Raw genomic sequence first — 20,203 nt, forward strand, 5'->3', positions numbered from 1 at the left:
ACTTAATCGAACTCTTTTTTGATTTTATCGTGAGCGACAACTGCATCGTGAAAGCGATGGATCGAGAAATCGCCAACGGGCGTTTCGGAACTTCCATGCAGGATCATCTCGGCAAGAACTGCACCTACGCCCGGAGCAATCTGAAACCCGTGACCGCAACAGCCGAAAGCATGAAAAAGCCCTTGCGTTGTAGCGCTTGGACTAATGATCGGGATCATGTCTGGCAGATAGCCCTCCATGCCTGACCATACCCGGATGACCTGCGCATCACCCAGCACAGGTGCAACTTCAGCAAGGCTCCTCATTCCGGCAAGGGTTTTCAATGGCGGAACCACGGTACGTTGATGCTTGAGATCACTGGCCGTGCGAGGATAGCCCGCAACAATGACATTCCCACGCGGGATCTGACGGAAAATGACGTTACCCGCCACCGCCTGTACCGATGGGCGGATGAAGTAAGGCAAAGGCTCGGTCACAAATTGCGGGGGCCCGGCTGAGAAAAGCGGTGTTTCCTCATCAAATTGCTGAGCAATGGCTCTACCCCAAGCTCCGGCTGCGTTGACCAGCTGATCAGACCTAAATATGCCATGCGACTGCGTTTCAACCACAAAGCCATTTCGCATGGTCTTTGCCGTCAAAAATTCGCAGTTTTCAATCAGCTCAGCCCCAAGTGCCCTTGCCGCGCGCATAACGGCTGGCGTAGTAAGGCGCGGATTTGCTGTCGCATCACGCGCTGAATAAGTTCCCGCGACGATTTTGTCACTCAGATAGGGGTAACGCCTGCGTATCTCGGCGCCGTCCAAATCTTCGATTTGCAGACCAAACTGACGCGAAGTTTTTGCATAAGCTTCAAGTTTGTCCACTTCCTCATCATTATAGGCAAGATAGATATGTCCCGAACGGTCATATTCGCATGTATCACCGATAAGCTGATCGAGTTGCTCCCATAATTCCTGCGCCCGCAAGGAGAGTGGATATTGCCGGACATCACGCCCCTGCAAACGCAGATTGCCAAAATTGGCACCACTCGACTGCGCGCCAACATATCCCTTTTCAAGAACCGTCACACGATGTCCGGCCCGCGCCAGAAAAAGGGCCGTGAATGCCCCATTCAAACCGCCGCCGATGACAAGCGTTTGTGTTTCTCTTGCCGATGTCATGATGAAACAACTCGTGCAGCGCCAACATTAAGTGGCTTGACCGGCGCCTGCGCGCGCAGCCGACCGACATCTTCAATCGGACGACCACTTGCCTGTGATGTAATTTCCGCGAGCGCCAGACCGCAGAAGCGTCCCTGACAACGCCCCATGCCGCAGCGGGTAATTGCCTTCACACGGTTCACTTCAACAGGGCCGACTTCTTTAGCTATACTCTGTCTGATGTCGCCAGCTAAAACGCCTTCGCAGCGACAGACAACAGTATCGTCACTGATCACAGACACATTATCGACAGGCCAGCGGAATATCTGGGCAAGATTGCGCTGGAATGCTCGGTACTGACGAACGGCATGACTGGTTCGGCGTTTTGCTTGTTGCAATTCGGCCCTCGCGACTTGCGGCATCGTCACGCTTGCCTTAACAGCAATGTCTTCAATCATCGCAAGCGCTGCCAGCTTTCCGCTTTGAATTGCACAATCGGCCCCACCGATTGAAGCGCCATCGCCCGCCAGATAGACGCCTTCAGCGCCGCGACCATCCATATCAGTAGCAGGTAGCCACTGCCGAAAATCGCTGTCAAATTCAAAACGACAACCGGCAAGTTCAGCAAGCTGGGTTTCGGCACGGAGCCCATATCCCAGAGCAATCGCATCACAATCGAGCTTCTGGGTACGGCCTTTCCGGTCGCGGTAGAGAAGACTTTCAACGTGGGTTTCGCCTCGAACCTCTTCGAGTACAACGCCGCTGTGAATTGGAATTCCTGCGCTCTTCAACTCGGCCATATAGCGCGCACCTTGCCACGCCGTTTTGAAGCTGTGTCGCAGACCGGGCAAGGCGCTGAGTTTCGCGCGAAACGGTGTCGTGTCCAGCACCACAATGTTTTTTGCGCCCAGCCGATGATATTGTAATGCAGCCAGAAGCAGCAGCGGCGAGCTGCCTGCAAACACCACTTTTCGGCCGATGAAACTGCCCTGATCTTTTAAGGCAACCTGCGACCCACCGAGCGAATAAACTCCCGGCAGGGTCCAGCCCTTAAACGGCATGACCTTATCAGTTGCACCAGTCGCAATAATCACATGCGAATAAGGTAGCTCATCCACTTCACCCGCACTTTCTACAAAGGCTGTACCTTCATAAAGTGACCAGACGGTCGTAAGCGGACGGTAATCGATTTGCTCGATCAGCGCATCGGCATTTTCATGAAAGTTCCGATATTTCGCCTCTTCATTTCTATATAATTTCCGAGGGTCAAATCCCATCCGCGAATTGAGCCTATGCAATCCCTGACCGCCTGGAAACTTAGCTTCGCTCAGCACAACTGGCTTCACAATCTGGCCGGTCAGTTGTTCAATCAGCTTCGCATTATCGACAACGGTTTGGGCAGCACTGATACCAGCAGGACCTGATCCGACGATGAGAGGTCGCATCATGACTGCCCCCAAGCTTCAAAGCGGCTCAACAAGTTCATGCCCTGATGCAAGCCGGTTGAACAGGACCTCAGACGTTTCCCCTCGGACGTCCACACCCAGCAATCCTGACAAGCAGCCATAAGACAAAACCCCGCACGCGGCATTCCGTCAAATTCGGAATAGCGCAACACATGGCCACTCTGCAGAAGTGCTGCGAGAACCGATTGCCCCTCAAATCCCTGAATTTCAACTCCGTCAAAAGCAAAAGTCAGGGGCTTGCCCGTTGGCGCAACTGCGGCAACGAGCTGCCCTTTTGAAGGCGTCGCATTCATTTGATTCCCCATTTGCTATTGCAATGCAATATCTATTATTTTTATACAAACATTTCGCATGGCAACAAATCTGTCAACGGTGTTTTTAGAACCTGCGACAGAGTGGGATACCGTCTGTTGTTACGACGGTATTGGTAGCGCGTGGCGTCAGGCTTTGGAAATCGTCCTTGAAGCCGCAATCACATAGGGGCTGAAACGCGAAACGATATCCTCGCGCGAATACCGCGCCAGCGATGCTGCAATGTTGATTGCAGCAATGGGCCGCCCGTTCGGCCCAGTAATCGCCGATGCAATCGACCCGTCTCCATGATAAACCTGCTCAAACGCAGTCGCGTAACCGTCTTCGCGGAAGCGACGAATATCATCCATGATCACTTTCGGATCGATGATCGTATTGGCGTTGAAGCTACGGAACTGAGTCTGATCAAGAATCGCCTGTGCTTCCTCTTCAGGCAAGCGCGAGAGAATCGCCAGTCCTGGAGCAGTGCAATAGGCAGGCATTCGTGTGCCGATGATAACGTCGGTATTCAGCACATGACGGCTCAGAAAACGCGACACAAATACAATCTCGGTGCCATCGGGCACTGTGAGATTGATCGTTTCTTCTGTTTCTTTGCTCAGATGCTGCAAATAGGGCATCGCACGATCAATCAGCTTGTTTGCCCGAACATAGTGAAAACCTAAATCCAGCGTCTTTGCCGTCAACTCGAACTGGCGTGTGACTGGATCTTTCGCGAGAAATCCAAGTTTCATCAGCGTATGGGTAAACCGCTGTGCCGCACTCATATCAAGGTCTGTCAGAGTAACAATTTGGGATAGGCTCAACGTAGACTGATCCGAGTTAAAAGCCCCCAGAACGCGGAAAGCCTTTTCCACAGACCGCACCATAAGCGCGTCACCACGACCAGAGTTTTCGCCGCTAGCATCTGCTGAATCTTCCGGCGATTTCGATTGCTGTTCTTTTGTCAAATCCACTGGTTCTTTCATTACCACGCCCTGACCTAAGAGCGATTTACCGCCTATTTATACACAAACAAACTGGCCTTGAAACGGTCGAGCATTGCTCCCGCTTCGTCATGCCTTTTCCATAAATTACTAAAACAGCCTTGACAAACTACAATTACAAAATTCAAAATACAATAGTAGTTATTGCATTACAATAGTCGATGGGAACACATAGATGCCTGAGTTCATCCTCACCTCACTTAAAAATTCGGTACTGACGATCACGTTGAACCGACCAGAAGTGATGAATGCGTGGAACGTTACGATGCGCAATCAGCTAATCGAAGCTTTTCAGGCTGCAGAAGAAAATACAGCGGTGAAGGCTGTAATTCTGACCGGAGCCGGTGAACGTGCCTTCGGAGCGGGCCAAGACCTGAACGAAACTAAGACATTCGATGCCGATCGTGCCGAAGTCTGGATCGGAGAGTGGGAAAAGCTCTACACGCGGATCAGAACTCTATCCAAGCCGATCATTGCAGCGCTGAACGGCGTCGCCGCCGGTTCTGCCTTTCAGGTCGCTCTTCTTTGCGATATCCGCATTGCTCATGCGGATGTTCGCATCGGGCAGCCGGAAATCAATTCCGGTATTCCGACAACCACTGGTTCGTGGATTATGCGTGAAATGATCGGTTTTGCCCGTACAGTGGATCTGGTTCTCACAGGTCGTTTGCTCGATTCAAACGAAGCGCATCAGATTGGCCTCATCAACACCATCGTTCCACAGGATCAGGTTCATGCTGCAGCACAGGCATTGGGCGAAGAACTAGCTGGTAAGCCGCCAGTCGCAATGCGTCTTAACCGTCAGCGTTTCTATGAAATGACCGAACCGGGCCTGCAGGATGCGCTTTCCGCTGGCGTACGTATTCAGCGCGAAGCTTACGCAACAGGCGAACCTGCCCGCATGATGGAAGCATTTTTTGCTGCCCGTCAGGCCCGCAAGGCATCCTGATTTTTAACTGTATCAAAGTCTGCGGGATGTGGTGAACGCTAATTCCCGCACTATAAGATCGGCACACCGATCAGAATTAAAACTGCTTAGGCAGGGGAACCCCTTCAGAACACCAGAACGTTTTGAAAGAATAATAAAGGGAGCATCATGACTACGAAATCACCATTCACGCTGACCCGCCGCACTTTGCTTGCAGGCGCCACCGCAGCACTTGCAACACCCGCTATTCTCCGCCCTGCTTACGCTCAGTCAACACTGACGCTGGCTGATCCGGGTGGCCCGTTTAACAGCGCTTTCCGCAAGGCATTTTACGATCCGTTTGAAAAAGAAACCGGCATCAAGATTGTCAATGTTGCCCGCGAAGCGGAGCCGACAGCACAGTTCAAGTCCATCGTTGAAACGAAGAGCTACATTTGGGATTTGAGCACGCTGACACTTTCGGCGCGTAAAATCCTTTCCGAATCAAGTCTACTGGAACCGACCGGCATCACCAAGGATCAGGTGCCAGACATCATGCCGGAAGCCGTCTTTGACGATTTTCTCGGCATCACGATCTATTGCCACATCTTTGCGACCCGCACGGACCTGTTGAAAGATAATATTCCGCAAAGCTGGACCGACTACTGGAATGTTGAAAAGTTCCCCGGACGCCGTTCCTTGCGCAAAAACCCAATCGACACACTTGAGCAGGCACTGCTTGCCGATGGGGTTCCGCTCGCAGAGCTTTATCCGCTGGACGTTGATCGCGCCTTTGCCAGCCTTGACAAGATTAAGGATCACATCTCCGTGTGGTGGACAGGCGGCGCACAATCGACACAGCTCCTGCAAAGCGGTGAAGTTTCAATGATCAGCGGATGGAATGCTCGTCTGCAGTCGGCAATAGATGGCAATGTAGCTGCCGAAATCCATTGGGATCAGGGACTTTATTCCATCGAAGGATGGGCCATTCCAAAAGGCAATCCACGCGCAGATCAAGCACGCGAGTTCATCAAGTTCTGTGCGCGCCCGGAACAGCAGGCACTGTTTACTGAAGAGCTTGCTTACGGCCCCACTAACAAGAAGGCTTACGACTTCATCCCGGCTGAGCGCGCGAAAATTCTGCCAACTGCACCACACAACATCAGCAAAATGCGCCTTGCGGATGAAGACTGGTGGAGCGCCAACCGCGCGGAAATGACTGAGCGGTTCAATAGCTGGTTGCTGTTTTAAGACAGGCTTACATACGCTTCCAGACGACCACACTGCCCTGCTTTCACGTGACGTGAAAGCAGTCCGCAAAGTGTTTGTCTGCATCCCCCGATGAACATTACACTAATTTGCGCTGCTATCAGCGTATCCAGGGTTCCCACATGAATGCAGAAACACCACAAGAAAACCCGAAGATGCTGATTAAGGGACTTGGCAAAGAGTATGGCAGCGTCACAGCTCTTGAGCCCAGCAACCTGACCGTCAATACCGGCGAGTTTGTCACCCTTCTTGGCCCTTCTGGTTCCGGGAAAACCACGCTTTTGCAGATGATCTCCGGTCTGGTGGAGCCTACCCACGGCGAGCTGTGGGTTGATGGGAAAAACTACACCCACACGGCGGTGAACAAACGCGACATGGGTTTGGTGTTTCAGCATTACGCGCTGTTTCCACACATGACGGTCAGCGAGAACATTGCCTTTCCGTTGAAAATGCGTGGTACAAACTCAAAGGAAGTCAGCGCTCGTGTTTCGGAAACACTGGCCAAGGTGCAGCTCGAAAAATTCGCGTCGCGCTTTCCGCGCGAGCTTTCTGGTGGGCAACAGCAGCGCGTGGCTCTCGCCCGCTGCTTCGTTTACCGCCCGCAGATTATTTTGATGGATGAACCGCTTGGCGCATTGGACAAGAACCTGCGCGAACATATGCAGTTTGAAATCAAGCGCCTGCATCGCGAATTCGGAACAACGGTCATCTACGTAACACATGATCAGGAAGAAGCGCTGGTTCTCTCCGACCGCATCTGCCTGATGAATCATGCCAAGATTGAACAGTTAGGCACGCCACGCCAGATTTACAGCGAACCGGCCAGCGTGTTTGCGGCGAAGTTTATAGGCATGTCCAATATTCTTGGCGGTAAAATAACTGAACAGTTAGCCGATCACGCTCTCGTTGAAACGCAACATGGACAGTTCTCCGTTCTCAATAAGCATAAGCTTCCGGTCGGCAGTGAAGCACACATCGTTCTGCGCCCAGAACAGATGAAACAGGGCAATAATGACAACTCCAAAGTCAGCAATATCAGCGGAACTGTTTCTGAAGTCGTCTACGTCGGTTCCGATACCCGCCTTCTTGTCACCCTGAAGGGTGGTGAGACAATTATCGTTCTTCATGATGGCGTAAGCGACATGCCATCTGCGGGTGATCCGATTACCTATCACTGGCACAATCAGCAAGCGGTGTTGGTGGCATGAATACAGCAACAAACAAATCTGGCTTGCCCGCCTTTCTGAAATCGGGTCCATTCAAATTCGGACCGTTGTGGCTGGCGCTTCCGGCAATCGCTTTTCTGTGCATCTTTTTTCTGGTGCCAGTGTTCCGTCTTCTCGCGCTGAGTGTTCAAGACACCAGTGGAACTCTGACAACTGTTCACTATGCGCGCCTAATCGACACTGAGGTCTATTGGCGCATTCTCAGCATCACATTTCGTATTGCAGCCCTGACGGCCCTATTTTCTCTGCTGTTGGGATATCCGCTTGCTTATTGGCTTTCGGGCCTGAAAGAAAGCCGTCGCAATCAGATGCTGTTGCTGGTGCTCGTTCCCTTCTGGACCAGCTATCTCGTCAAGACGTTTTCCTGGATGTTGCTTCTCGGCAATGATGGCATCTTGAACCGGCTGTTGAGCGGTGCCGGGCTGATCAACGGGCCATTGCCATTAATGTATAACGAGTTCGGCGTGATCGTCGGTATGGTCCATGCCATGATGCCGCTGGCTGTACTCACCATGATGCCAGTCATGGCAGGCATTGACCGCAGGCTCGGCCAGGCGGCGGGCACTCTTGGTGCAGGAAACTCACACCGGTTCTGGATGGTCTATTTCCCTCTGTCGATTCCCGGAATGGCTGCGGGTGGGTTGCTCACCTTCATCACCTCGCTCGGTTTCTTTATCGTACCGGCTTTCCTCGGCGGACGTCAGCAAACAATGCTGGCTCAGCTGATCATCGTGCAGGTGCAGGAGCTGGTAAATTGGGCCTTTGCTGGCGTGCTTGCCACGATGCTGCTGGTCACGGCCATGCTCGCCTGCTGGATTTACAATCATCTCTTCGGCCTGTCCTCACTCTCATCGGGTGCAGGAACACGCGACGCGACTTCTGACAGTATTCTGCGCCGTTGGGGCCTTGTGTTCCTCGAAAAGCTCGCGAGCGTTACGGCAATTTTCAGCGACCATCTGCCGCCGCGCCTGCATATTCTTCCGGCCTATGTAACAGCAGTGCTGGTATTCCTGATCGCGCCAACTTTGCTTGTGATCCCGATTGCATTCACCAGCTCCAACTTCCTGGAGTTCCCACCTCCGGGCTACAGCCTTCGCTGGTTTGAGACCTATTTCAACTCTCCGATCTGGACATCTGCCACTGTACGATCTTTCGGCGTAGCCTTCGTCACAGCCATTCTTGCAACACTTATTGGTGGATTTGCAGCGCTTGCAGTTGCACGTTCCCGCTCGCGCTGGAGTGGACTGATCTTCGCCTTCATGCTGGCGCCGATGATCGTTCCACGTATCGTCATCGCAGTGGGCCTGTTCTATCTGTTCGCACAGATTGGCTTAGTCGCAACCAACACAGGCTTGGTGATTGGTCATACGGTTCTGTCTATTCCATTCACCTTCGTTGCGATTGCCGCTGTATTGAAAAGTTACGACTGGCGGCTCGATCAGGCAGCATTGTCCTTGGGCGCAGGTCGCTTCCAAACATTGCGGCTGATCACCGTTCCACTGATTAGCGGCGGCATCGTCTCTGCATTTCTGTTCGCCTTCGTCACATCCTTTGATGAACTGACTATCGCGATCTTTGTGAGTGGTGGACTGAAATCAACGCTGCCTAAACAGATGTGGGACGACATGATCCTGCAGCTCAATCCGACACTGGCTGCCGTTTCCGTTGTGGTTCTAACTATCGTCACAGTTGTCTTGCTTCTGGCAGACAAGTTCAAGCGGAGCTGACCCCGGCAAGCTTCCAACCAAACTCTCACCATTTCCTCCCGATTGCTGGTCTGATGGACAGGCCGGCAATGTGAGACAGGCTAATCCAAATTTACAGGTTTAAAGACCATGCCGACCTCCCATACATTCATAGATCTATTGCTGGAAAAGGCTGCAAACACCCCTGATAACCTGTTTGCCCGGCACCCCACAGGCGACATCAGCTTTGCAAGGCTGGAGAACGCATCTGCGATAATCGCCAACAAGCTGCGCGAAAACGGTATCCGCCCAAAAGATCGCGTTGCGGTCATGATGCGCAACAGCCCGGCAGCACTTGCAGTCATCTACGCTGTTACGCGTTCAGGCGCGATATGGATTCCCGTCAATACCGCACTCAAGGGCGCGGGGCTGGAGTATATAGTAAGTCACAGCCAGCCTTCGCTGATCGTTGCAGACAGCGAATATTGTTCGATCCTTGCCGATTGCGACGCGGCCCAATTGCCCGCCATCATCGAAATCAGCAGCCCAGCAATGCCCGATTATGAAGCGAGTGTGCAGTTTGAATCAGCACTTCCTATTGCCGACGATATTGCAGCAATCATGTATACATCCGGCACAACCGGCCCCGCAAAAGGCGTGTTGGTAACACACCGAATGCTGCGTCTCGCAGCAGAAGCTGTCGCAGTGTGCTCGGATGCAAAAGACCATGACGACTTTTATATGTGGGAGCCATTCTTCCACATTGGCGGAGCGCAGGTTTTGCTCTTGCCACTTGTACGAAACGTCACCCTCACAATCTCTGACCGTTTCAGCGCCAGCCGCTTCTGGGATGAATTGCGACAGGCAAGTTCAACTCATATCCACCATTTGGGCGGCATCATCCAGATCCTCTTGAAACAACCACCATCGGAAAAAGACCGTGATCACAACGTGCGCATCGCATGGGGCGGTGGTTGCGCGACGGAAGTTTGGCGGGCTTTTGAGGAGCGTTTCGGCATTCAAATTAGAGAATGCTACGGCATGACAGAAGCCTCCAGCCTCACCACATTTAATGACAGCGGCATTGTCGGCGCAGTGGGGCGAACGGTTCCATGGTTCACGGTCAAGCTTGTCGATGAACACGGCACAATCGTTACAGAGGGGAAAGGCGAGATTGTCGTAACCACCTCAATCGAAGGTGCTATTTTCCCCGGCTATTATCGCAATCCCGAAGCCACTGCCAAAGCTTTACGTGCAGACGGCTTTTTTACGGGCGATCTGGGATCCTGGGGTGAAGACGGGAACCTCTTCTTCCATGGACGTATGACAGACAGCGTACGCTGCAAGGGCGAAAATGTTTCGGCCTGGGAAGTTGAGCATGTCGCTTCCGATCATCCTGATGTGGAGGACTGCGCAATGATCGGTGTTGCTGCCGAGATTGGCGAGCAGGACATCAAGCTTTTCGTCCAACCAAAAATTGACAGCGCACCCGATGCCAACTCATTGAACGACTGGCTGAAAAGTCGTCTCGCTCACTATCAGCTGCCGCGTTACATCGCTTTCGTCGAAGCGTTTGAACGCACGCCAAGCCAGCGCATCATGAAGCACAAGCTACCCAAAACCAAAGATGATTGCTGGGACCGGCTCAATCAATAATAAGGAGGAACAAGCCCATGACATTAGCCGAAAAAAATCTGAAGACTGACGTTTTGATTTCCGGTACCGGCGCTTTTTCCGGTCGCATCGCGCTCGACCTTGCTGCCACTTCGGAAGAAGTATTGCATGTGGTGATTGCCGGGCGTAATCGTGATCGCCTCAGCTGGCTGAAGACAGCGTGCAACGCACGCGCAGCCATGTTCAGTAAATCAATCACCTTTGATACCTATGAAATTGATCTGGTGAAGGAAGGCGCAACCGATCAGCTGATTGCAGACACAAAGCCAGCCATCGCCGTGCAGGGCGCATCAATACAAACTTCCAGCGTCATTTCGGATACCGGTAACCAGTGGACAGCCCTTGTCGCTGAAGGTGGCCTTTCAGCGACCGCGGTGTTTCAGGCGCTCATTTCAAGCCGCATGGCAAGATCAATAAGCAAGCTTTCACCTGAAACTGCACTCATCAATTGTGGCTTTCCAGACGTCGTGAACGGCATGATCACTGCGATGGGTTACAAAGTGCTGAGTGGAACCGGCAATGTTGCTATACTTTCCAATGTCTTTGCCGGAGCGAAAGGCATCACTGATCAAAAACGGGTGCAAGTGATCGCGCATTATCAAAACCTTGCAGCATGGCGCAAACACGCTGCCGAACGGATTCGCACTCGCCCGTGTAGGGTGTTCATTGACGGCAAGGAAATCACTGACGTCTTCAAGGAATTTGAAGCAGTGAAACTAACCACCGAACCGGCAATCGAAATTTCCGGCGCAAGCGGCGTCACTCTGATTGCGGCCTATGCGGCCAACAAATCATGGACCGGCCATGTTCCGGGACCAAATGGTTTACCGGGTGGCTATCCGGTCAAACTCGAAAACAGAGCCTTGCATCTGAACCTGCCGAAAGGCGTCAGTCAGCAGGAAGCAATTGACTGGAACTCATCTTTTGAAGAGGAAAAAGGGCTCGTCATCAAGGAGGGTCGTGCAGAATATACGGGCGCTCTGAAAGCAGTCCTTGCGCGGCACGGCTTCCGCTATGCCGACGGGTTTGATGTGGCGGATCTGGAAGAAGTCTGCGCAGATATGTTGAAACTGCGCGATACACTCAGCCAGCAAAAACACTAAATCAGCCAAAGAAAGTACAATCATTTGGCGCTGTAAATATCAGCGCCAAATGCATTCTACGCCACTAAGAGTCCGCGCAGGATCGTCTCGGTTATGGTCTTTGCAGCTTTCGCATAGTCGGCTTCCTTCAGCTCACTAACATCAAGTGCATCGCAGGCGAGAGCTTCAAACTCGACATAAAATTGCGTTGCTGACCAAAGCAAAATGAACAGATGTCGCGCATCCACAGGCACAATTTTGCCTTGTGCGGCCCACGCATCGATCACGCCTGCTTTTTCTGATGTGACGCGCCGCATGTGTTCGCGTGCGTTTATAGAAAGGTGCTCTGCACCCTGCAGTATCTCATTGGCAAAAAGGCGCGTTTCGGCTGCATTTTCCCATGCATGATTAAGCTTTGCACGGACATAGGCTTCAATCGCTTCCGCCGGTTCACGGTCAGCTGCAATATGCCTGAACGCATCATCCCAGCTGTGAATCAGCTGGTCAATCGCCGCGTTATAAATCTCTTCCTTGGACGAAAAGTAATAATAGACATTGCCCTTGGGCAGCCCCGATGCCTTCGCAATTTCAACGATACGCGCCCCATCGAGACCCTTGCGAGAAAAAATCTCAACGGCAGCTGTGAGTATCTTTAGAACGTTTCTCGCTCTGATCGGCTCATCAGAAGCCGCCTGATGTGCAGGCTCCATTTCAACCGATCTGCTTTGCTCTACCATTGGTTATCCCATTGTTTTTAAATATCTTATCCCGGACCTATTGCCCCGTTCATTAACGCGCAATCATCCACAGGCCTATCAATACGACTGTATGAGACCTTTGGAATCGAAGCACTAATAAAAAAGAAGTTGACAAGATGGTCAACTTCTTTTCATAAAAAGCTGACAAAACGGTCAGGTTCCTGAATAACGCCTGATGACCGCGACCTTGGGGAGGGTGCAAATGGCTATGCTGCTACGGGCTGCAATGGAGGAGTTTCTGTCAGATTGGTCTGCCGATCTGCATGAGCCATGGCGTACTCTGCTCGGACATGCCGCACTCAATTTCCAAGGAATCCCGTCCGAACTGGAACTGGAAGTATGGGAGCCAATTTTTCCCGTTCGCCGTGGAAAACACTTTCCGGGAATGCCTGTCGGAACTCATTGCTTGCGCGCATTCGATGGCATTTCCCCAGACCAAGTGACTTGCGTGGTCCTTGGTCAGGACCCCTATCCTGAACCGGGCTTTGCGACCGGACGCGCTTTTGAAGCGGGAAATCTTGCGGGTTGGAACGAGCTCGACAAAATGTTCTCCAAAAGCATCCGCGCTTACACACAACAAACTGTCGCTGCACGTACGGGCGACTTGTCTTATGCGCGGAGTTTCAACGACTGGCCAAAGACACTGGCTGCAATTGAAAACGGTACAGTCGAGCTGGAACACCCTTCCAAAATTGCCGATCGATGGGTTTCGGAAGGCGCGCTGCTGCTTAATGCTTCGCTGACACTGACCCGTTTCAAGGTCGATATTGACCCTCATCAATCACAAGGCCACCTGGTTCTCTGGAGACCTTTGATCGTAGAAACACTGCTGGCCCTTGCAGCACGTGGAAAGCCGTTGGTGTTTCTCGGATTTGGCGACGCGGCCGCACAAGCACTCAAACTGGCAGGCATTGACGAAACAGTAGGCGGAAATCTGCGCTGTGTCCTGCGCGATCATCCGGCTCGCGCTGACGAAGTACTGGCCCGTCCCAATCCATTCATTCTTTGTAACGATTTTCTGGAGGAGATGGGTGCTCAGCCCATCGCTTGGTAACATGGCCGCAACGAAGAAATTCGATTATATCATCATCGGTGCCGGTTCGGCTGGGTGTGTTCTCGCCAATCGCCTTTCCGCCGATCCGGCCAACAAGGTGCTTTTGCTGGAGGCTGGTGGGCAGGACCTCAACCCGTTGTTCCGGCTCCCCATGTTGATGGGCAAGCTGTTTCATTCGGGCATCTACAACTGGCATTATCACACAGAGCCAGAGCCGCACCTCAATGACCGCTCACTTTACTGGCCGCGTGGAAAAGTGCTTGGTGGCACCTCCACAATCAACGGCATGATCTATGTGCGAGGAAACCGTCACGACTATGATCGCTGGGCGCAAATGGGAGCAACGGGATGGTCATATGATGAGGTACTTCCGGCATTCCTGCGATCTGAAACCCATGTGCAGCGTAAGGATGATTTTCATAGCACTGAAGGCGAATTGACAGTCTGCCGCGCCCGCGGCTGGAATGGTTTGCTCGACGTGTTCAACGAAGCTGGCGAACAAGCCGGGTATCCATTGAACGACGACTTTAACGGCAAAGAGCAGGAAGGGTTTGGTCGATACGACTTTACCATTACTAAAGGCAAGCGCTGCTCTGCGGCCTATGCGTTCCTGCGTCCTGCGAAGAAACGCCCAAATCTGACAATCATTACCCGCGCCCACACGAGACGTGTGCTGATCGAAAATGGCCGCGCCATCGGAGTCGAGTACAGCCGAAAAGGCAATGTCACCAAAGTCCACGCAAATCGTGAGGTCATCCTGTCGGCAGGCGTGGTCAACTCCCCGCAAATCCTCATGCTTTCGGGTATTGGCGCAGCCAACGAACTGGCCGAACACAACATCAAGGTCGTGCAGGACCTGCCCGGCGTTGGCAAGAACCTTCAGGACCATGTCGATTGTGTCATGGCTTATGAATGCCGCGAGCCAGTCACGCTCTATTCTGATCTGCGCGCCGACAAACTGACATTATCGGTCATTCAGGGAATGTTGTTTGGGGAAGGTATCACCACGACCTTCCCTTACGAGGCAGGTGCATTCGTTAGGTCACGCGCTGATCTTGCAGCACCCGATATCCAGCTGCATTTCATGCCTGCGCTTGAAAAGACCGCAAACCTACATTTCCCAAACCCGTTCAAGAAGGAACGCGTAGAAGCCAATCATGGTTTCTCGTTGCGTGTCGGTCCTGTCAATCCGGAAAGTCGCGGCCAGATCAGTCTGCGTTCAGCCAATCCGATGGACCGTCCGCGCATCAATGCCAATTATCTGCAAACCGAGTTCGACATTCGCACGATGATCAACGCCATCCGCATGACGCGGGATGTCATCAAGCAGAAAGCGTTTGACAAATATCGTGGTAAGGAACTCGCTCCCGGCCCGGCGGTGGAGACCGATGCGGAACTGACCAAATGGCTGCGCGCCAATGCCATGACAACGTTCCATCCGGTTGGCACCTGCAAAATGGGCAACGATCCGATGGCAGTTGTCGATGCGCAGCTGAAAGTTCACGGCATTGAAGGCCTGCGCGTTGCAGATGCTTCAATCATGCCAATCATCTCAAGCGGTAACACCAATGCTCCGGCGATCATGATCGGGGAGCGCGCCGCTGAATTCATTCTCAAGGAGGCCTCTTAATGATCGTCGAGCATCGCACTTATACTTTCAAGCCCGGCACAGTCGAAGGCTGGCTCAAGAAATATGAAACCGAAGGTCTGCCGATCCAGAAACGGCACCTCAATACGTTTCTCGGCCTCTATGTCAGCGAAATCGGGCATCTCCACCGGACTGTTCTGATGTGGCGCTATGATAGTCTCGCAGATCGCGAAGCGCGGCGTACCGCCATGTATGCTGATCCCGAATGGCAAACATTTATCTCCGGTGTCTGGGCGCTTGATGCAATCCAGACGCAGGACGTGATGATTATGAACCCGGCATCATTTTCGCCCGGCGCATAAGCAGACGAATGCAACATTGCATCCGTAAAACCAAGGGCGGCGCGTGAGCCGCCCCAATAAAAATTCGGATACCGAACTTCCAGAGCAAGGAAATGGGAACATGACGAACAAAGATTCAAATCAAATTAATCTACTGCACCGCTCCGTCGACCGCAGAAGCTTTCTGAAGACTACGGCAGGCCTGGCCGCTTTCAGCATGACCAATGGCCTGCTGACCGCAGCATCCTATGCCGCAGGTGGGCTCGTCGCGCTTGTCCATACGCAGGCTGCAGGTGATGCGAGTGCTGTGGATTCTATGATTGCCAAGCTCAAGCAACTTGCCGACGAACACGGCTTTCAGTCACGCGCTGTCTATGCGCAGGACCCTGCGACTTACGAAACTATCTTCCGCACTCTGGGCGATGCAGGCGCTTCCGTGATTGTTTCAACGTTCAACGAAGTTGCAGAACCCTTTAAGGCTTTAGCCCCTTCCTATCCAAATACCAAATGGGTCCAGCTCTTCGCCGATCCTTTTGAGCCTGCAATTCCAAACGTCGTAACAGTCTCCTATGACTATTATCTTGGCTGTTATCTGTCAGGCATTTTTGCAGCGCGCCTAAGCAAATCCGGTAAGCTTGGCTTCATCGGCGGCGTATCTATTCCACCAATCAACGCCGATTATAATGCATTCAAGGCTGGTGCTTTGTCTGTGCGTCCGGATGCATCTGTGGCGGTTGCTTTTGCAGGTTCATTCCAAGACCCGGCAAAGGGTCAGGAAATCGCGACACAGATGTATTCAAGCGGCATCGATTTCATTCAGACGGACGCTGCGGCAACCGATTTCGGCATTATTGCTGCAGCGAAAGAAGGCGAAGGACGCCTCGTAAGCGTGCTTGATCCTGCTCAGTTCCCCCAAGGCCCGAAGAACGTGATTTCGATCGTAGGTCTCGACTTCGGCAATTCGCTCTATAATGAAGTCACCAAGGCTGTCGGAAAAGATTTTGCTGGCGGCACGCATGAGCATACGGGGCTTGGAACCGGTGTGATCGATTTTATTCCGTCACCGCTTTTCGCGGAGCAGGGACCGGCAGACCTTGTCGCCAAGGCAAAAGAAGTCGAACCGGAAATAGCAGCGGCACGCACAGCGATCCTAAACGGATCACTGAAAGTTCCGTTCAATACAACGCTCTGATTTCCGACTGGATCATGCTTCTATGAACAAGGCCAGCCCCCCCATATTCGAATGCCACGACGTGACCGTGAGATACGGTTCCATCGTTGCGCTCTCCGATGTCGGAGCCGTCTTCGAACGTGGCAAGATCCACGCCGTCGTTGGCCAGAACGGCGCCGGAAAAACGACTTTCGCCAGAGTTCTGGCTGGCCTCGTTCGTCCAGCATCTGGCGAACTGAAAATTGATGGCCGCCCATTACTGGGCGGCAACGTCAAGGATGCTCGTCGTTCGGGCGTCGAACTTGTGCATCAGAGTTTTGCGCTTCCACCGTCCTTCACCGTTGCCGAGGCCATGCAATTCGGCGCAGAAGGTGGAGGTCTCTTCTCAAAAAAAAGCCTGGAAAAGCGCTGGCAACCACATCTCGACGCGCTTGATGTGAAGGTGAAAGCCCAACAGCGTATCCGCGACCTGCCGGTTGAAACTCAGCAAGGCGTTGAAATCGCGCGTGCTCTCGTCTCCGATGCCAAGCTCCTGATCCTCGATGAGCCGACCGCAGTTCTGTCACCGGAAGGTGCAGACAAACTGTTTGAGCGCGTCCGCCGTCTTAAAGAACGCGGCGTTACAGTAATCCTTATTCTGCACAAGATCAGAGAAGTTCTTGCGATTGCCGATACTGTTACGGTCCTGCGTGGTGGAAAGCTCGTTGATGGACCACTGCCCTGTGAAGGGATAAATGCCGACAAATTAGCCGAGTTGATTATAGGTGCTACTGCCGCCAAAAATCTCAATGAGGACGATAAAGCCGCACTGACCGGCACGACTATCGTCACACACGTACATGAAGACGTGGTTGTGCAAGAAAGCAGACCAATACTGAGCATGACTAATGTTTCAACGCGGCCCGACCCGGAAGGTCCGGCGCTTGACCAGGTTAATCTCGATATTCACCCCGGCGAAATAATCGGTGTGGCGGGTGTTGAAGGCAATGGGCAGCGAACGTTGGTCCGCGCGATTGCCGCGATGGCAGATGTATTGGATGGCAACATTACTATCGACAGTAAGAGTTTAACCAGTGCACCTCTTGCTGCACGAAGAGCAGCCGGCCTGCGCATAATTCCTTTTGAACGCAATGTAGAAGGCCTCAGCCTGACCAGTTCGCTTTGGGAAAACTGGGCTGCACGCAGCCTTCTTCAGAAATCGCTGTTGTCAACAATCAGTCCAGCAACCATCCGTAAACAATGCGACACGGCTCTCAAAGAATGGGACGTGCGCTATTCAGAAGTAAGCCAACGCGCAGGTTCGCTTTCGGGTGGCAATGCACAGAAGGTCATTCTGTCTCGCGAAATGGATCAGGACGCACGGCTTATACTCGCAGCGCAACCGACTCGCGGACTGGATATCGGTGCGACCTCTTTCGTTTGGGATTCCATGCGCAAGGCACGTGCGCGCGGTTGCGGATTGATGTTCATCTCATCTGATCTTGATGAAATCTTTGACATCTCGGATCGCGTTATCGTCATGCTTTCAGGCCGCATCGTCGCCGAATTCCGACCGCCTTACGACCTTGCTGCGGTTGGTGCCGCTATGACAGGAGTCCATCAATGATTGACCGGCTCGTTTCCGTTTTTCGCGCGCTGATCTTCATTCTGATCGGCCTCGCGCTCTGTGGCATCATCTTTCAAGCTGCTGGTTACTCAACAGGACTGATGTTCCATTCGATTGCCGAAGGCGCCTTCCTGCGGCCCGGCGCGCTGCAACAGGCTCTGCGATGGGGCCTGCCACTGTTCATCACAGCGGTTGGTGTGGCCGTGTCCTTTCGCGCTGGCTACTTCAATATCGGTGCGCAAGGGCAATTCTATATGGGTGCCATTGCAGCTGCATTCATGGCCGAATGGCTGAATGGTGCGCCAGCGCCAGTCCTCATAACCGGTTGCTTCCTTGCTGGCATGACCGGTGGCGCGTTATGGGCTCTCTGGCCCGGACTGCTGCGACTGAAATCCGGCGCTGATGAAGTCATCACCACCCTCATGGGAAATTTCATTGCGGGGCTGTTTCTCCTCTATGTCACGGCGGGGCCTCTCAAAGACCCCTCCCGGACAGGACAGCAGGCATCGAGCCGCCCACTTGCGAGCGTCTACCGCATCAGCGACTCTCTCGGACTATCGCCCACCATCATTGCCATCGCCGTTATCGTTGGTCTTGCGATGTGGTTTTTAGTCAATCGAACGGCTTTCGGCGTGCTGTCGGGACTCGCCGGGCGCAACCCGACAATGGTGCAATGGCAGGGTGCGCGGACATGGCGTATCGGACTTACCAGTTTCCTTTTGAGCGGTGCCCTTGCAGGTCTTGCAGGTACAATTGAATTCATGGGCCCCAACGGTCGTCTGACCGGCGGCTTCCTGCCGGGGCATGGGTTTACGGCGATCCTTATCGCACTTGTGGCCAATTTCTCTGTTGTCGGAACCGCTTTTGTAGCTTTGTTTTTCGGTGGCCTCGCGTCAGCCGCTCTTTATCTCCCCATTATGGCTGGTCTGCCTTCCTCGGCAATCGACATCATCAATGCAGCTATTGCTCTTTTCATTACCGCAAAATCCAGTGTCGTCGACCGGATAGCAAAACTCGGAGGCCGGATATGGAAGACTTCGTAATCGCGATCCTGCGTTCAGGTACACCATTGATTTATGTCACCCTTGCAGGCGTCATCGCTCAGCGAACCGGTATCTGGCATCTGGGCCTTGAAGGCCTGATGATCGCAGGTGCCTGCGCGACAATCATCGGCATTGTACTCACACAATCGATCTGGCTGGCACTTCTGATTGCAATTGTCGTCTGTGTTGTCGGATCGATCCTGTTCTGGTTTGTGATCGAAAAACTCAAAGCAAATCAGATCATTGCGGGTCTCGGGCTCACGGGATTGGGTCTTGGTGGCACAGCTCTTGCCGTACAGTCGATTTTCGGAACACAAGCAGCCGTAAGCGCCCCTTTCGGTCTACCACGTTTGGGCCCGTCCTTCGGCGCATACGGTTCTCTTTCGGTCCTCGTTCTGATGATGCCATTTGTTGTCATCGCCATGTGGGTCGTCTTGCGGAGAACGCGCTTCGGCTTGCGTCTGGCTGCCGCTGGTGAGCATCCGTTTGCTGCGCGCAGCGTTGGCGTCAATCCAGCTGTGATGCGCCTCGTCGCACTGATGATTGGCGGGATATTATGTGCACTTGCGGGTGCAGAACTTGCAGCGGGTAGCCTTCAGATCTTTACTCAGAACATGACTGCCGGTCGCGGCTTCATGGGTTTTGCCGCCGTCATTTTCGGTGCGGGCCATCCGATTGGTGCAAGTCTGGCTGCCACATTCTTCGCAGTCGTGGGTGCGCTTGGCATCAGGGCACAGCTCGCTTTCGGCGATCGCGTTCCGCATGATCTCCTGCTTGCGCTTCCATACATTGCCACTGTTGTCGGCATATGGGTCAGCACACAGTTACGCGGTGGCATAAAAGCTGTCAGCGGTTTTAGTGAGTTGCGAGATCAGTAAGAGAATTAGAGTGTAATA

General features: G+C 53.0%; 18 protein-coding genes. 13 read left to right on the plus strand and 5 right to left on the minus strand.

The window, feature by feature from the left end; translation table 11 throughout:
• Positions 1 to 2 precede the first annotated feature (2 nt).
• From QBD00_RS14810 to QBD00_RS14825, 4 genes are all read right to left on the minus strand, one after another.
• The gene (locus QBD00_RS14810; RefSeq protein WP_318579884.1) at positions 3 to 1,160 is read right to left on the minus strand and encodes an FAD-binding oxidoreductase; all 1,158 of its coding nucleotides are present in this window, start codon (positions 1,158 to 1,160) and stop codon (positions 3 to 5) included.
• Positions 1,157 to 2,587: an NAD(P)/FAD-dependent oxidoreductase gene (locus QBD00_RS14815; protein WP_318579885.1), complete on the minus strand. Its 1,431-nt coding sequence runs from the start codon at positions 2,585 to 2,587 to the stop codon at positions 1,157 to 1,159. Before QBD00_RS14815 ends, QBD00_RS14810 begins: the two co-directional genes overlap by 4 nt.
• Positions 2,584 to 2,898, minus strand: a complete 315-nt coding sequence (locus QBD00_RS14820) for a (2Fe-2S)-binding protein (protein WP_318579886.1) — start codon at positions 2,896 to 2,898, stop codon at positions 2,584 to 2,586. The genes QBD00_RS14815 and QBD00_RS14820 overlap by 4 nt, the downstream gene beginning before the upstream one ends.
• Positions 2,899 to 3,045: 147 nt before the next feature.
• Entirely contained in the window at positions 3,046 to 3,885 is an 840-nt protein-coding gene (locus QBD00_RS14825) for an IclR family transcriptional regulator (RefSeq protein ID WP_264231457.1), read from the minus strand.
• 193 nt (positions 3,886 to 4,078) lie between these two features.
• On the opposite strand from QBD00_RS14825, the gene QBD00_RS14830 reads away from it, so the two are divergent.
• The 6 genes from QBD00_RS14830 (at position 4,079) to QBD00_RS14855 (ending at position 11,767) form a co-directional block, all read left to right on the plus strand.
• The gene (locus tag QBD00_RS14830; protein WP_318579887.1) at positions 4,079 to 4,852 is read left to right on the plus strand and encodes an enoyl-CoA hydratase/isomerase family protein; all 774 of its coding nucleotides are present in this window, start codon (positions 4,079 to 4,081) and stop codon (positions 4,850 to 4,852) included.
• A gap of 147 nt (positions 4,853 to 4,999) precedes the next feature.
• On the plus strand, positions 5,000 to 6,061 hold the full coding sequence (locus QBD00_RS14835; protein WP_318579888.1) for an ABC transporter substrate-binding protein: 1,062 nt from the start codon (positions 5,000 to 5,002) through the stop codon (positions 6,059 to 6,061).
• Between the two features lie 140 nt (positions 6,062 to 6,201).
• Positions 6,202 to 7,287 (plus strand): ABC transporter ATP-binding protein, encoded by a 1,086-nt coding sequence (locus tag QBD00_RS14840; protein WP_264231460.1) that lies wholly within the window; start codon positions 6,202 to 6,204, stop codon positions 7,285 to 7,287.
• Entirely contained in the window at positions 7,284 to 9,032 is a 1,749-nt protein-coding gene (locus QBD00_RS14845; RefSeq protein ID WP_264231461.1) for an ABC transporter permease subunit, read from the plus strand. The genes QBD00_RS14840 and QBD00_RS14845 overlap by 4 nt, the downstream gene beginning before the upstream one ends.
• A 108-nt stretch (positions 9,033 to 9,140) precedes the next feature.
• A complete protein-coding gene (locus QBD00_RS14850) occupies positions 9,141 to 10,646 on the plus strand; it encodes a class I adenylate-forming enzyme family protein (protein WP_318579889.1) in 1,506 nt (501 codons plus the stop codon).
• 17 nt (positions 10,647 to 10,663) lie between these two features.
• Positions 10,664 to 11,767, plus strand: a complete 1,104-nt coding sequence (locus QBD00_RS14855) for a hypothetical protein (RefSeq protein WP_318579890.1) — start codon at positions 10,664 to 10,666, stop codon at positions 11,765 to 11,767.
• 56 nt (positions 11,768 to 11,823) lie between these two features.
• Here the strand turns inward: QBD00_RS14855 and QBD00_RS14860 are convergent, their stop codons facing one another.
• Positions 11,824 to 12,483, minus strand: a complete 660-nt coding sequence (locus tag QBD00_RS14860; protein WP_264231464.1) for a TetR/AcrR family transcriptional regulator — start codon at positions 12,481 to 12,483, stop codon at positions 11,824 to 11,826.
• Positions 12,484 to 12,706: 223 nt separating this feature from the next.
• Here QBD00_RS14860 and QBD00_RS14865 point away from each other — a divergent pair, with 223 nt between their 5' ends.
• The 7 genes from QBD00_RS14865 (at position 12,707) to QBD00_RS14895 (ending at position 20,185) form a co-directional block, all read left to right on the plus strand.
• Positions 12,707 to 13,558, plus strand: coding sequence for a uracil-DNA glycosylase (locus tag QBD00_RS14865; protein ID WP_318579891.1), 852 nt, complete (start codon positions 12,707 to 12,709; stop codon positions 13,556 to 13,558).
• A 1-nt stretch (position 13,559) separates the two neighbouring features.
• Entirely contained in the window at positions 13,560 to 15,188 is a 1,629-nt protein-coding gene (locus QBD00_RS14870) for a choline dehydrogenase (protein ID WP_318579963.1), read from the plus strand.
• Positions 15,188 to 15,508, plus strand: a complete 321-nt coding sequence (locus tag QBD00_RS14875) for an NIPSNAP family protein (RefSeq protein ID WP_318579892.1) — start codon at positions 15,188 to 15,190, stop codon at positions 15,506 to 15,508. Before QBD00_RS14870 ends, QBD00_RS14875 begins: the two co-directional genes overlap by 1 nt.
• 100 nt (positions 15,509 to 15,608) lie before the next feature.
• Positions 15,609 to 16,679, plus strand: coding sequence for a BMP family ABC transporter substrate-binding protein (locus tag QBD00_RS14880; protein WP_264231468.1), 1,071 nt, complete (start codon positions 15,609 to 15,611; stop codon positions 16,677 to 16,679).
• A 61-nt stretch (positions 16,680 to 16,740) separates the two neighbouring features.
• Entirely contained in the window at positions 16,741 to 18,264 is a 1,524-nt protein-coding gene (locus tag QBD00_RS14885) for an ABC transporter ATP-binding protein (protein WP_318579893.1), read from the plus strand.
• On the plus strand, positions 18,261 to 19,307 hold the full coding sequence (locus tag QBD00_RS14890; protein ID WP_318579894.1) for an ABC transporter permease: 1,047 nt from the start codon (positions 18,261 to 18,263) through the stop codon (positions 19,305 to 19,307). The genes QBD00_RS14885 and QBD00_RS14890 overlap by 4 nt, the downstream gene beginning before the upstream one ends.
• Entirely contained in the window at positions 19,292 to 20,185 is an 894-nt protein-coding gene (locus QBD00_RS14895; protein ID WP_318579895.1) for an ABC transporter permease, read from the plus strand. Before QBD00_RS14890 ends, QBD00_RS14895 begins: the two co-directional genes overlap by 16 nt.
• The last annotated feature ends 18 nt before the right edge of the window (positions 20,186 to 20,203 follow it).

Origin of the sequence: Ochrobactrum sp. AN78, assembly GCF_029909885.1 — a bacterium.
Lineage (GTDB): Bacteria > Pseudomonadota > Alphaproteobacteria > Rhizobiales > Rhizobiaceae > Brucella > Brucella quorumnocens.